A 13907-nucleotide genomic window follows, 5' to 3' on the forward strand; every position below is an offset into this window, starting at 1 on the left:
AAGTGTAGTCAGACTCTGATGCCTCCCAGTAATAAACAGGGTGAGTGACGGGTAGCCGAGATGACGCCAGCCATGGCTGGCGCTATCCGGACCCGGAGTGAAACGTTGGGCGAGAGATGCCCCTGACGACATGTCCCATGAACATGGCCAGCATCGCTTGGTTAGTCGGGCGTTGCGGCATTGCGCCGAGGGCACGGCAACGGGGTCGGCACCAGAGTAGTCAAGCCGGCCGCAACAATCATGGCAGCCGGCAATAAACGACAGTTAAGCGGTGGTTAAATGAGGAGGGTCAGCTTGCGGCAATCAGGTGCAGTTGGCGGATAAACCACTGGAGGGCGGGATCCCGGCCCTGCGCCTGGTGCCAGCTGATGTAGACGGGACAGTGGCTGGAGGCCCAGGGCAGCGGAAAATCCTTGAGCCGCAGGGTGTCGCGCACCTGTGCGACATGCCACTGGCTGACCACGCAGAGCCACTCGGTCTGGCTGACCAGGGAGAGGGCGGTGAGCAGGGCGTTGCTCTCGTAGGCAATCTTGCGGGGGGGCAGGGCCTGCTCGCTGAGGCTGCGGATGACCCAGTCGTCCTTGCGGCGCACATCCCAGACCACGTGCTCCTCGGCAAAGAAGGTCTCGAAGTCGAGGCTCTCCCCGATGCGCGGATGATCGGCGCGACAGGCTACCCTGAGCTCCAGGGTCAGCAGGGATTCGTTGCAAAAGCCGGTCTCTTCCAGCGCCGTGCTGGCCAGCACCAGGTCGATGTTGCGAAGGCGCAGCGCCTGCTGACGCAGGTGCTCTTCAAACATGCCGGGCACCGACTCCACCCGGCAGTGGGGCGCCACCCTGGCCAGATGGGCGAGCAGCGCCGGCAACAGCAGGAGATCGAGGTCCGGGTGGCTGGCGATGCGAAAGATGCGCTGGCTGGTGAGGGGATCGAACGCCTGATTGAGCAGCAGGGAGCGCTCCATGGTGTGCAGGGCGGTGCGGATCTCCCGGTGCAGGGCGAGGGCACGGCTGGTGGGGATGATCCCGCGGCCATCGCGGCGAAACAGGGGCTCGCCGATGAGATCGCTGAGCCTGCGAATGGCCTGACTGATGGCGGCGGGGGTCATCTCCAGGCTGGCGGCCGCGGCCGATACCCCCTTCTCGGTCATGACGCGATCGAAGATGCGAAACAGGTTCAGATCTATGTGGGAGTGGCTCATCTATACCTCCTCTGCGGGCCTGGTCGTGTGGCGCCAGGCGCTGGCTGTCGCCGGGCCCCGCCATGGGGTGAAGGGCGCCTGAGGGGCTGCGCAGGATCCGCTGCCCCAGCTCACATTGTGGCGGGCGTGGCTGACTGAGAACTTAACGAGCAGCATATGACCATCGCTGAGGCAGAAGAAGCGCCTTTCGGGGCTCTTTTACCGAGAAATGGTGGCGTCGGCAACCTGGCTTGATCTGCATCAAGTTTGTAACGCTCTGGTTACTTTACGGTCGAAAAAGGATGTGGGTAGTAGGTAACAGAAGGATGGATGTATGGAACTTGAAAGGGACCCGAGATGTTATACCGACGTCTGTATCGACGGTAAGTGGTATCACTATGACCACTGCAGCACGCACGTTTACATGCTGATGGGAGGGGCGGCGCCGAGCATGACGCTGGCTTATGAGCCCAGCAGCGAGGAGGAGCTTATCGAGATGCTCCGCCAGCTCGCCTGCGGTTGAACCATATTGCTGCAGCCATCGGCAGCTTGCCGATGGCTGCATGTCGTCTATCTGCTCAATTTATTCAATTTTCTTGGCGCTGCCCCCGCAGCGCCTTGCCGAGCGCATGCACGGCGACGGCCGCGGCGTAACCGGCGTCCGACTTGCCCATCTCGTCGGCCACGTAGAGGAAGTTGGAGCAATACTTCTCCACCGCCTCGCGCGGGTTGGCCGCGTCGATGAAATCCTCTTCTATCTCGAACCCCTGCGCCAGCAGCGCGGCTTTCTCAATCAGAAAGGTGGGGGAGGCCATGTCGATAAAGGTGTACTGCTGCCGGTTGGAGGCCGGGATAGAGAAAAACTGGTACTTCGCCATTTGCGATACCTCGCCTGAACGGTTGTGTCGTGATGCGAGCTTCCTCTTGTCGAACTGCCTCTGGGGCGTCGAACTGATCCCCGGGCCTGTTGCAGGCAATAAAGGTAACGTTCGAATCTTGTTGTGGCTGCAGATTACCCCGCTTTCATCTCATTGCACAATGGGTAGTCGATACTTTTTTCGCCAAGAAAAACAATGCAGCCTGACGGTCTGAATTTGCAAAAAAACCAGCCCAGCAAGGGGCTGGCGTGGGTGACGGGCGCCGGCTCAGAGCACGAAGCTTTGCACCATGGCACGCAGCTGCTCGGTGAGCTGGTGGATCTGGCGGGCGGCGTCGCGGGCCGCGTTGGCTACCTGCAGCGCTTCGTCACTGCCATCGGAGATGCGCACCACGTTGCGCTCTATCTCGTTGACCACGGCCCCCTGCTGCTCGATGGCGCTGGCAATGACCGAGTTGGTGTCGACCATGCTGCCCACCCGCTCGGTGATGGCGCCAAAGGCCTGCTGGGCCTCCTGGGCCAGACCGACCCCCTCCTGCGCCTCGCGGCTGGCGGCGGACATGGCGCTGACCGAGGCGCGGGCGCCGGTTTGCAACTGCTCGATCATCTGCTGGATCTCGACCGTGGCCCCCTGGGTGCGACTGGCCAGCGAGCGCACCTCGTCGGCCACCACCGCGAAGCCACGCCCCTGCTCGCCGGCGCGGGCTGCCTCGATGGCAGCATTGAGGGCCAGCAGGTTGGTCTGCTCGGCGATGCCGCGGATCACCCCGATGACGCCACCAATCTGGCTGCACTGCTGCTCCAGCTGGCCGATGGCCTCGGCGGTACGCAGTACCTCGCGGTTGATGTGGTCGATGGCGGTGATGGTGCGCTCGACCACCGCCTCGCCCTGGCCCACCACGGCCTGCGCCTCCTGGGTCATGCGGGCGGCCTGCTGGGCGTTGCCTGCCATGTCGTGGGAGGTGGCGGCCAGCTCCTTGATGGCGGTGGCCACCTGATGGGTCTCCCCTTGCTGATCGGCGATCACCTCTTGGGAGCGGCAGGTCCGCGCTTCGATTTCGGTGGCGCTCTCCACCACGCTGACGCCGTTCTCCCGCACCCGCAGCATCAGGGTGCGCAGGGTCTGCAGGGTCACGTTGTAATCCCGGCTGATGGCGGCCAGCTCATCCTGGCCGACGATCTCGATCTGCTGGCCGAGATCCTGGGCGTTGACCCGGGCGGCGATCTCTCGCACCCGACCCACAGTGGCGCGCAAGGAGAGGTAGGCGCCGATCATCAGGTAGAGATAGACCAGCAGAATGGCAGTCAGCGGCCCGGTTACCCACCAGAAGTGGCGCTGGTTGGCGGCCATGCGCTGGTGCAGATCCGCCTCCAGCCGCTGGCGCACCTGACCGGCCAGTGCCGTGATGGCGGCATCCAGCCCATCCCCCAGCGCCAGCACTTCCTGGCTGGAGAGCTGCACCTGCTGATCCTTCATCATCTTGTTTTCCAGGGTGTCGACCCCCTGATGGGCCTGTAGCAACAGGGCGTCGGTCTGCTGGCCCAGCTCGCTGCGATAGGCGGGCGCCATCTCGTAGAGCAGGGTCAGGTCGGCCTCCAGCTCCTGCAGGGTGGCGTTGATGAGGTCGAGGCGAAAGCGCAGTGCGCTGTAGCCTTGCGCCTGAAACAGGCCGAAGTCGGCGATGGTGGCGGCCCGATCCCGTACCTGGGCCAGCAGATCGCGCAGCTGGGGCAACCGCTCGCTGGCGAGCACCACCATGTTGTAGGTGCCGAGCACGGGATCCTGCACCAGGCTGCTGGCGGCGGTAATGCTCTTGTAGAGGTGGCGCACCTCGGTCAGCAGCTTGTCGTGGCGCAGGTTGCTCTGATCCACCTCGAGCCCGAGCGCCTCGTTTTGCAGGCCGGCCCAGCCCTGGGCGAGGGCATCGAAGGTGGGGTTTTGCTGTCCGCTGGCGGCAAAGGCGGCAAGGCTCGCATCGACGGCCTGGGCCGCGGCCTTGATCTCCTCTTCGCCGACCGGGTTCTGCTCATAGCCGTGCCGGGTGACCAGGTTGCGATGGCTCAGCAGGGCCTGCTCGATGGCGGGTAGCGGCGCCAGCTTGACCACGCCAGCCAGCTCCTTGCGGGCCTGGGCATTGTCGTCCTGCAGCCGGCCCAGCAGGTTGGTCATGCTGTAGGCCAGCGGCAGCAGCATCAGGCAGGACCAGAGCAAAAACTTGTATTTGAAGGAGAGCTGATTGCCGAGCCGGATGGCGGGCATGAATATCCATTTCATATGAAGCCTCGGGCCCCGAGGGGGGCGTGTAGCGGGATGGCTGGATATTACTCCTCGCCGGGGAGGCTCGGTTGGAAGGGCGGTGGAAGTTGTGATCCTCTTGGCTTTTTCACTCTGGAAGGGGGCTGAATGGGTCAAACAGACGGGCCACCCTCAGGGTGGCCCGCCGCCGATGACACAGGGTGCCGGCAGATCAGTTGAAGGCGAGGAAGGGTGAGACGCAGAGCAGCAGACCGGTGACGATGATGATGTAGAGGGAAACCCCCTTGTACTTGTGCAGCGCCGGCACCTGATAGACCAGGTAGGCCGGGATGAGGCAACCCACCATGCCGAAGATGGGGCTGCAGATGGAGGTGAAGCTCAGCACCGGGGCATTGAGCACGATGGCCCCCCAGGAGAGCAGCACGGTGAACACCATGATGCCCTTGCCTACCAGCCCCTTGTTGATGCGATCTTCCGGCATCACCCGGCGCAGCAGGTTCATCGCCAGCCCCTGGCAGGCCTCGCGAAAGCCCAGATAGACGCCGAAGTAGGCGGTCATCACCGCGAAGATGTTTAAGGTGAGGCTGAGCAGCTTGAGGGTCTGGCCCGGCATGCCCTGGGCCACCATGGCCAGCGCCGAGATGTTCTCCTCGGAGGCCTTGACCGCCTGCTCGTGGCCCATGGCCAGGGTGAAGGAGACGGCGTAGAAGAACACCACCACGAACAGGATGCCGAAGGCGATGTTCATGGCGCGCATCGCCTTGAAGCGGGCCACTTCCAGGGATTTTTCCCGGGAGCGGTAGGAGATCACCATGGGGCTCAGGCTCTGGATGAAGAGAATGGAGGTGAGGGTGAAGGGGAGCATGACGATGGCATCCTTCAGCCAGTCACCGCTGTCCGGCATGGCGGTGATGTTGGCGGCGTCCCACTTGCCCACCATCATCAGGCCGAGCACTGCCACCACGCTGATCTTGGTCAGCACCATTAAGGTGGAGATCTTGAACAAGAGGTTCTCGCCGCGCGATGCCAGTGCCACCAGGGCGCAGATCAGCACCAGCCCGTAGAAGGGATTCTCGGAGAGCAGTTGCTGGGTGACCCCGAAGCTTTGCAGGAAGGAGGCGCTGTCATTGGTGATGGCGGTGGAGTAGACGAACACCCAGATCACCAGCATCACGAAGTAGAGGGCGCCGAGCAGCACGCCCCAGTTCTTGCCGAGGTAGCCGCTGATGACGCTGGGGTAGTCCTTGCATTCGGGCGAGGTGGCCAGGGTATTGATGAAGAGGCGCTGGAACATGTACATGGCCGGGTAGCCGATCACCGCCGACAGCAGAAACACCCACAGCCCCATCAGTCCCACCTGCACCGGCAGGAAGACGATCCCCGCCCCGATGGCCATGCCGATGCTCATGATGACCCAGCCCCAGTCGGTGCTGTCAAAACGAACCGCTTCTTTCCATTCCAGCGTGCCCATCACGGGCCGGGTGAGTGTCGTACTGTGCGCGTCCATAAAATACCTTGTTTTTGTAGGGGTAAAAATCAAGTGCAAATATAGTTGAATAAAAAGTGGCAAAACAATGTCTTTTATCGCTCTTGTACCCAAAAAGGGAGGCTGATCACGCTTTCCATTTGCACTATTACCGAATTTATCGCTGTTTTTGCAGGTTTTTGTTGAATGAAATGATTAATGAGCAAATAATATTGAACAAGACAAGACTGTTGATTACAAATTATTGCAAAAATAATTGCATTTTAAGGAGTGGCGATATGAAAAAGATCATCGTGGCGGATGCCGCACCCGATGCCATCGGTCCCTACAGCCATGGCACTGCCTATGGCGACCTCATCTTTACCTCTGGCCAGCTGCCGGTGTGCAAACAGCAGGGAGGCGTGGTGGAAGGGGGCATCGAAGCCCAGAGCCGTCAGGCGCTGGAGAACCTCAAGCATGTCTTGGAAGCCGCCGGCGGCAACCTGGATACTGTGCTCAAGACCACCTGCTATCTCGCCGAGATCAGTGATTTTGCCGCGTTCAACGAGGTTTATAAACGCTATTTCCTGAAAGATTGTCCGGCCCGCAGCTGCTTTGCCGTGAAGGATCTGCCGATGGGTGTCAGGGTGGAAGTGGAAGCGATCGCTCACATCGCTGGTTAATGTTGATAGAAAGGGTGTTCTGATGAAGCAAGCGTGGCAGCAGTATCTGCAGATTATTCAACAGGTTGTCAAACCGGCGCTGGGTTGTACCGAGCCCATCGCCGCCGCTTATGCCGCCGCCGTCGCCGCCCGGCAACTGGGCTGCAAGCCCATCCGGCTGGAGGTGGTGGTCTCGGACAACCTCTACAAGAACTCCATGGGGGTCTATGTACCGGGCACCGGCAAGATCGGGCTGGCCATTGCCGCTGCCGCCGGCGCCATCGGCGGCAACGCCGAGGCCGGGCTGGAGGTGCTGGCCGCCATCACGCCGGCTCAGGTCGCAGAGGCGCAGGCGCTGATCGATGCAGGCCAGGTGCAGGTGAGCCGCACCTCGGCCCCCGAGTTCATCTATTGCCGGGTCCGGCTGCTGGGCCTTGATGCAGAGGGCACCGAGCACAGCGCCGAGGTGACCCTGTGCGGCGGCCATACCCGCATCGTCGAGCAGCGCCGCAATGATGAAGTGACCTTCACGGCCGAGCAGGGCCAGGGCGGTGCCACCGGCGCCATCTGCGACGGGGTCGACATCAGCATCGCCGCCATTCATGAATTCGCCACCCAGGTGGAGTTCGAGCAGATCCGCTTTATCCTGCAGGCCTCCGAGCTCAACGGCAAACTCTCCGACGAGGGGATGAACAACCCTTACGGCCTCGAAATTGGCCGCACCATGCAGCAGAACATCCAGGCCGGCCTCATCGGCGAGGACGTGATGAACCGCATCGTGATGCGCACCGCGGCGGCCTCCGATGCCCGCATGGGGGGCGCCAGCCTGCCGGCCATGAGCAACTTTGGCAGCGGCAACCAGGGCATCGCCGCCACCATCCCGGTGGTGGTCATCGCCGAGCGCTTCGGTGCCAGCGAAGAGCAGCTGGCCCGCGCCCTCATCATGAGCCACCTGGGGGCCATCTACATCAAGTCCCACTATCCGCCGCTGTCGGCCTTTTGCGGCAACACGGTCACCAGCGCGGCGGCGGCCATGGCCATGGTCTATCTGGCGGGCGGCAGTTTCGAACAATCCTGCCACGCCATCCAGAACGTGCTGAGCGACAGCGCCGGCATGGTGTGTGACGGCGCCAAGGCCTCCTGCGCCATGAAGGTGAGCACCTCCTCCGGGGCGGCGGTGCGCGGCTTCCTGATGGCGCTCAACAGCCATGCAGTGTCGGGGCAGGGGATCGTGGCGGGCAACGTGGAGCAGACCATTCGCAACGTGGGCCAGATGGTCAAAGACGGCATGTCTGCCACAGACAGCACCATTATTGATATCATGTCCGCCTGAGTGTCCCTGTCGGCTGCCGCCCTTGCCCGGGTCGGCGGCCCTTTTATAAGGTTTCAATGTGAAGCTGCAAGAGCTGAGTCAGACCGATTTCGAGATCCTCAAGGCGATGGAGATCATCGTGGACGGCATCGCCGCCATGTATGGTCAGCACACCGAGGTGCTGCTGCACAGCCTGGATGCGCGCAATCCGTCGATCATCAAGATTGCCAACGGCCATATCACGGGGCGTAGCGTCGGTGCCCCCATCACCAACCTGGCGATGATGAAACTCAAGAGCGGGCAGGATATCTCCAGCCCCTACATGACCAAGTGCGCCACCGGCAAGACGCTGCGCTCGCTCACCACCGTCATTCGCAATGGAGAAGGGCAGGCCATCGGCTTGCTCTGCATCAACACCGACATGGATGCCCCGCTGCAATCCGTGCTGCGCACCATGATGCCGGAGTGCCTGCATGGCCACGATGGTCACGCCACCCCTGAGGTCTTTGCCCGCAACATCGACGAGGCCCTCAACAGCACCATCGACACCGTCAGTGCCGAGGTGCGCGGCAACGAGGCGGTGCCCCCGTCCCAGAAGACCCGGGTCATGGTCAACCAGCTGCACGAGCTCGGCATCTTCGAGCTCAAAGACAGCGCCCAGATAGCGGCTCGCCAGCTCGGCATCTCGGTTCACTCCATCTACCGCTATCTGCGGGAGATCAAGAAGGGCTGAGCACGGAGCCTGCCGGCATAAACGGGTCACCATTGACCCGTTTTGTTTTTTTCTTTCCCCCGTCTGTGCCTTGGCTGCCCCGGCACATCTGCTACCATGCCTCTCTTGTTTTTGTTATCTCGTTGAACCTGCTGGAGAAACCATGTCCCGTACCCTCTATCTGCTGCGCCACGGCCAGACCCGTTACAACGCCGAACTGCGACTGCAGGGGCGCTGCAACTCCGAACTGACCGCCAAGGGCGAAGCCCAAGCCCTCGCCATGGGGGCCCGTCTGGCCAAGCTGCTGGCCGAGCCCGCCGACTGGACCATTTACGCCAGCCCCCTCGGCCGGGCGCGCCAGACCGCGGAGCGGGTGTGCCAGCAGCTTGGCTTGGACCAAGCGCGTATCGTCTGGGACGAGCGGCTGGTGGAGTTGGGGATGGGAGAGTGGGAGAGTCGCCGGGTACCCGAGCTGCTGGCGGCCCACCCCGAGCTCGATCTGGAGCAGCCAGACTGGTACCTGCAGGCCCCAGAGGGGGAGAGTTTTCAGAGCATTCAGGGCCGGGCGCTGAGCTGGCTGCAGGATGAGCGCATCGCTGAGCGCGCCATCGTGGTCTCTCATGGGCTGTTTGGCTCCATGTTGCGCGGCGCCTATGCGGATTTGGACTACACCACCACCTGGCTGCAGGAACTGCCGCAGGATGCCTTCTTCAAACTGAGCGGCGGCCGCATCGAGCGGATCCCCTGCTGACCCAGACCAACACGGCTCGCCACTGGCGAGCCGTTTTTTATGAGCGACGAAGGCGCGTTATTCTCGCACCAGCCTGGGTAGCGCCTGATAAAGGGCCTCACGCTTTTGTGCTTGGTTGACGCCATAGTGCAGCTCACGGTGGCAATTAGGGCAGAGCGCCACCGTGTTGCTGATGGTATCCGAGCCCCCTTCGGCGAGTGTGCGCAGATGATGCACCTCTAAAAAGGCCTCCCCCGTGGTGGCATGAAAAGGGGCCGGTTGTGCGCAGCTTTCGCAATGGCCTGCCGCCGTCATCAATACCAAAGCCTTCACCTTTGGATCTCGACCATAGCTAAGGTTGGTCCCATAACGCTGCTGTGGTTCTTGGATGCCGATGGGCATGGGGAGTGTTGGCTTGGCCTGGTAGCGGCTCACTTGATGCTCAAAAGTAGCCTTGCCGGTATAGGGTTGGCCATCGAGTTCACAGAGCAGGCGCTCTATGATGGGGGCATTGTGGGGGCCCACGTTCTTAGCCGGCTTGAGACCTGGTACCCAGGTTCGTCCTAGCAGAGCGCAGATATAGGAGATGTTCTGCATTCGATATTCGAATGCCTTCTCGGTGCGGCCAAACTGGTTAGCGAGTTCGGTGTAATAGCGCTTCTTGACGAAGGGGATGCCATTTTGCTCCATGGTGCGCATCGCCAGGTAGGCGCTGACCGTCGCCCTTAGTTCCTCTTCTGTCCATGACTCGCGCAAAACTGGTTCCTCAGCCCTGTTTCTCGGTCGCCCTGAGTCCCGACATGATCGGGATGGCCCCATCCGAGTTACCTGATATGGCGCGCATCTTAATCCAATCGACACCTTATTTCAGCTGTGTCGGTACAATAATGTGTTCATCATCAACCAATTACGTTAGTTGTGGCCTGTAAGAGACTTATCATACGCAGTGATCAGGCCACCGCCGCCTTCACTCAGCTAGCGGCTTTGCTCGGCCATCTTTGCGCCATTCGGCACAGTTGATTGCTAGACAATTGGGTATGATGAGGGTGCCCACAGGGCAGTCTGTCGGGCTAGCGCTATCGACATACATCAGCCAGGAGGGGACATGATCAGCCATATCGACCATCTGGTATTGACGGTCAGTGACATCGAGCGGGCCGTCGTGTTTTACAGCTCAGTGCTCAACATGGAAGCCATCACCTTTGGGGCAGGGCGCCGGGCCCTGCGCTTTGGCAACCAGAAGATCAATCTGCAACTGCTGGGGCAGGAGCCGCGCAACCGGGCGCAGGTGGGCTCGGGGGATCTCTGCCTCATCACCCGCTGGCCGCTGGAACAGGTCATCGCCCAGCTCCATTGCCACGGGGTGGAGATAGTAGAGGGGCCGGTGACCAAGAGCGGAGCCTGCGGCCCCATCGAGTCGGTCTACTGCCTGGATCCGGATCACAACCTGATTGAGATCAGCCGTTATCCCTGATGGCGCTTGGCATCGGGTGACGGCCGGTGGATGCCGCCCTGCCTGAGCAAGTACTGAGGGGGCCTACGTCAGCACCATACTGACACACAGCCGCAACGGGCCCTGGCAAGGGCTCTAGAAGGGAGCCTCGCTCTCCTGCCCATCGTTTAGAAACGCTTCCCGCTCAGCCTGATAGGCGGCCTCGTCTTCGCTGTCCCAGACCGGGGTTGGTTGTTTGCCGACCGGCGGTTGGGCAGGCGCGGTCAGCGTCTCTATCACCTTCTGCTGCAGATAGGGGTAGAAGGGGTTGGAGGAGGTGCGGGTGAGGGCGCCGGGGTTGACGATCAGCACCCCGCGCTCACCGCGCAGGGCCAGCCCCCCCAGATTGATACCGTATTGCTCCCGCTGCTCGGGCCGTGGCGCCATGCCGTAGAGGGGGTCATCCATCGGGAAGGGCAGGGCCACGTGGGAGAGGGAGTAGATCTCCCTGGGGTAGTCGATGTCGAGGGGCTGGATCTGCTCAGGCCCGCCGCCAGCCGGCAAACTGCTGGCCTGGGTGCGGGTGCTGGCGGGAGCCTGGTTGCCCACCACCGTCAGCCGGTAGGAGAGCGGCGGGCGCGGCAGCAGGTGGCTCAGTGCCAGTTCGGAGGCGCTGCTCAGCAGTGGGCCGAACAGGGTGCCGCGGTTGATGTCGAACAGCACCAGCTCGCTGCCGTTGGCAGGCAGGAAGTGATAGAGATCGGCGATGATGGAGCGGGTGCTGACGGTGTAGTCCATCACCGACTGGAAGGTGAGGGTGGGCGGGAAGGCCGCAAGTGCGCCGCTGGCGGCCTGCTCACGCACCTGCTGCTGGATGGCGTGGGTCAGCCGGTAGGATTGGCGCGCGCCGTTGACCGGAAACGAGTTGTACTTGAAGGGGTTGAACTCCGGCATGGTGTCGAGCCAGGCGGCGCTGGCAAATGCGGGCAGCAGGGCGGGCACCGCCTTGAGGCCGGCGAAGCGGGCAAAGCGGGTCACCCCTATCATGGGGGAGATTAGCACCAGCCGATCCGGCCTTGCCAGCGTGCCGGTCTTGTCACCTTCCGCATCGAGCGCATATTTCACCGCCAGTGCGCCGCCGTTGGAAAACCCCACCAGATGCAGTGGCAGCGGGCTTGGCGCCAGTACCCTGGCTTCGCGCACCGCCAGCCGGGTGGCGGCCAGCCAGGTCTCCCAGTCGATGTCGACCAGCCCGGCCGGCACGGTGCCGTGGCCTGGGATGCGCAGCCCCAGGGCGATGAAGCCCTGCTCGCGGTAGCGCTGGGCCAGGTGGCGCAGGCTGTAGGGGGAGTCGGTCAAACCGTGCAGGAACACCGCCACCCCTTTCACCTCACCGCTCGGGCGCAGCAGATAGGTGCGGTTCCAGTCAGTTTCGAAATGAGCCGGATTGATGGGGGCATCCTTATAGTAGCGATTGCTGTCGAGCTGCTGCTCCGGCGGCGTTCTGGCGATCACCTCCTTGGTCACCAGCTCGAACAGCTGCTGCTCGTGGGCCAGATAGGCCTGCCAGTCGCTGTTATCGAGCTGCTCGGCGCTGAGCTCGGGCGGCACCAGGGTGTGCCAGGGTTGTAGCGGTTCAGCCTGCCAGGCGAAGTAGGCGATCAGTGCCCAGCCGAACAGCAGCAAGCCCAGCAGACTGAGAAGAAGGCGGCGAACGAGGCGACGGGTGCGAGCCAGCATGGCAGAGTCCTTGGCACTGATAAAAGAGGGGCGGCTCCGCGTCCACGGCAGCCGTACTCAAGCTCGAAAGTTGGCTTAAAGCCTAAGGGAAACAAGGTGATAAGTACAGGTAGCAGGCCGGGATGAGGTTAATGAGGGGCGCCAGGGGGGGAGGCATTGGGCATTGTCAGGTCTGGGGATAAGGCGCTTTCATGGCGGCACTTGCCGCCTGCGGCGCCGTTTATATGGAGACGCATGGCGCACCGTTTTGGCGTGACGCGGCGCGCATTTTACGGGGTGCTGTGCCGGCCTGCTGCAACTATCCTGCGTGTGCGGCAGAGCAATGTGCTAATGTGCCGGCGTTTTTTGCTGACAAGGCCGACCTCGGCCGGTTTTAAAGATGGAGTGATATGCACAATTTTGACCTGGTGAGCCGGCCATCCCGCGCTCTGATGATACATGCGCAGGCCGTGGGCCGCTGGCAGGTGACCCATGCTGGCTGATGAATCCATGCGTCTGAACAAATACATCAGCGAGAGCGGCATCTGCTCGCGTCGCGAGGCCGATCGCTTCATCGAGCAGGGCTGTGTCTTCATCAACGGCAAGCGGGCCGGGGTGGGGGATCAGGTGTTTGCCGGGGATCTGGTCAAGGTCAACGGCCAGGTGATCGAGCCGCGCGAGGCGGACAGCCTGGTCTTTATCGCCCTCAACAAGCCGGTGGGCATAGTCTCCACCACAGAGGCGGGGGAGAAGGACAACATCGTCGACTTCGTCAACCACAGTACCCGCATCTTCCCCATCGGCCGGCTCGACAAGGACTCCCAGGGGCTCATCTTCCTGACCAACCACGGCGATCTGGTCAACAAGATCCTGCGGGCGGGCAACGATCACGAGAAAGAGTATCTGGTGACCGTCGACAAGCCGGTGACCGACGAGTTTATCCGGGGCATGGGCGCCGGCGTGCCGATCCTGGGGGCCGTCACCAAGAAGTGCAAGGTGAAGAAAGAGGCGCCGTTCGTGTTTCGCATCACGCTAGTGCAGGGGCTGAACCGCCAGATCCGCCGCATGTGCGAGCACTTCGGCTTCGAGGTGACCAAGCTCGAGCGTATCCGCATCATGAACGTCAGCCTCAAGGGGCTGCCGGTGGGCGAGTGGCGCGATCTCGACGGTGACGAGCTGATCGAACTGTTCAAGCTGATTGAAGACTCCTCCTCCGAGGTGAAACCGGCCAAGGGGGCGCAACCGGGCAATGCCCAGGGTGGCAAACCCAAGGCGCCTGCGGTGCAAGGCAGCAAGTCGGCACCGGGCAAGAAGCCACGGCGCGATGACGATCACGAGATTGGTGGCCGCCCCAACGTGCCGGGTCCGGAGGCGTTCGAGAAACGGACCCCAGCAGGCAAGGGTGCTGCGGGCAAAGGCGGCTCGGCCAAAGGGAGCGCAGGTAAAGGCGCCCCGAACAAGGGGGCCAAACCGGCCGCCGGCAAACCGCGCGCCGGTCAGGGTGGGCGGCAGAAGAAGGGGCGCTAGGCGCTCTCTCACTCCCTGCGTTGACAGTAAAAAAACA

General features: G+C 62.3%; 13 protein-coding genes. 7 read left to right on the forward strand and 6 right to left on the reverse strand.

The features are described 5' to 3' along the window. Window positions 1-289 precede the first annotated feature (289 nt). Window positions 290-1198, reverse strand: a complete 909-nt coding sequence (locus ACB033_RS03540) for a LysR substrate-binding domain-containing protein (RefSeq protein WP_017779227.1) — start codon at window positions 1196-1198, stop codon at window positions 290-292. A 313-nt stretch (window positions 1199-1511) separates the two neighbouring features. On the opposite strand from ACB033_RS03540, the gene ACB033_RS03545 reads away from it, so the two are divergent. Next, complete coding sequence (locus tag ACB033_RS03545; RefSeq protein WP_010634417.1) at window positions 1512-1700, forward strand: hypothetical protein; 189 nt, start codon at window positions 1512-1514, stop codon at window positions 1698-1700. A 64-nt stretch (window positions 1701-1764) separates the two neighbouring features. Here ACB033_RS03545 and ACB033_RS03550 read toward each other — a convergent pair whose 3' ends face one another. From ACB033_RS03550 to ACB033_RS03560, 3 genes are all read right to left on the reverse strand, one after another. Next, window positions 1765-2055 carry a hypothetical protein gene (locus tag ACB033_RS03550; protein WP_162519901.1) on the reverse strand — a complete coding sequence of 97 codons (291 nt, stop codon included), beginning with the start codon at window positions 2053-2055 and terminating at the stop codon, window positions 1765-1767. 267 nt (window positions 2056-2322) lie between these two features. Continuing rightward, window positions 2323-4329, reverse strand: a complete 2007-nt coding sequence (locus ACB033_RS03555; RefSeq protein ID WP_139725660.1) for a methyl-accepting chemotaxis protein — start codon at window positions 4327-4329, stop codon at window positions 2323-2325. 193 nt (window positions 4330-4522) lie between these two features. Further along, entirely contained in the window at window positions 4523-5818 is a 1296-nt protein-coding gene (locus ACB033_RS03560) for an aromatic amino acid transport family protein (protein ID WP_205124895.1), read from the reverse strand. 257 nt (window positions 5819-6075) lie between these two features. Between ACB033_RS03560 and ACB033_RS03565 the strand changes: the two genes are divergently transcribed. From ACB033_RS03565 to ACB033_RS03580, 4 genes are all read left to right on the forward strand, one after another. After that, window positions 6076-6459: a Rid family detoxifying hydrolase gene (locus ACB033_RS03565; protein WP_005299455.1), complete on the forward strand. Its 384-nt coding sequence runs from the start codon at window positions 6076-6078 to the stop codon at window positions 6457-6459. 22 nt (window positions 6460-6481) lie between these two features. Next, complete coding sequence (locus ACB033_RS03570; protein ID WP_017781764.1) at window positions 6482-7771, forward strand: serine dehydratase subunit alpha family protein; 1290 nt, start codon at window positions 6482-6484, stop codon at window positions 7769-7771. A 58-nt stretch (window positions 7772-7829) separates the two neighbouring features. Next, complete coding sequence (locus ACB033_RS03575) at window positions 7830-8483, forward strand: transcriptional regulator (RefSeq protein WP_005299461.1); 654 nt, start codon at window positions 7830-7832, stop codon at window positions 8481-8483. 142 nt (window positions 8484-8625) lie between these two features. Continuing rightward, a complete protein-coding gene (locus tag ACB033_RS03580) occupies window positions 8626-9213 on the forward strand; it encodes a histidine phosphatase family protein (RefSeq protein ID WP_017781763.1) in 588 nt (195 codons plus the stop codon). 57 nt (window positions 9214-9270) lie between these two features. Here ACB033_RS03580 and ACB033_RS03585 read toward each other — a convergent pair whose 3' ends face one another. After that, the gene (locus tag ACB033_RS03585; protein WP_240041768.1) at window positions 9271-9948 is read right to left on the reverse strand and encodes an HNH endonuclease signature motif containing protein; all 678 of its coding nucleotides are present in this window, start codon (window positions 9946-9948) and stop codon (window positions 9271-9273) included. Between the two features lie 349 nt (window positions 9949-10297). Between ACB033_RS03585 and ACB033_RS03590 the strand changes: the two genes are divergently transcribed. Then, window positions 10298-10666, forward strand: coding sequence for a VOC family protein (locus ACB033_RS03590; protein WP_139725657.1), 369 nt, complete (start codon window positions 10298-10300; stop codon window positions 10664-10666). 114 nt (window positions 10667-10780) lie between these two features. On the opposite strand, the gene ACB033_RS03595 is transcribed toward ACB033_RS03590, so the two are convergent. Further along, entirely contained in the window at window positions 10781-12364 is a 1584-nt protein-coding gene (locus ACB033_RS03595; RefSeq protein WP_139725656.1) for a carboxylesterase, read from the reverse strand. Window positions 12365-12835: 471 nt separating this feature from the next. Between ACB033_RS03595 and rluF the strand changes: the two genes are divergently transcribed. Then, on the forward strand, window positions 12836-13870 hold the full coding sequence (gene rluF, locus ACB033_RS03600) for a 23S rRNA pseudouridine(2604) synthase RluF (RefSeq protein WP_139725655.1): 1035 nt from the start codon (window positions 12836-12838) through the stop codon (window positions 13868-13870). Window positions 13871-13907: the final 37 nt, after the last annotated feature.

It is taken from the genome of Aeromonas sp. S15(2024) (assembly GCF_041402265.1).
Taxonomy (GTDB): Bacteria; Pseudomonadota; Gammaproteobacteria; order Enterobacterales; family Aeromonadaceae; genus Aeromonas; species Aeromonas dhakensis.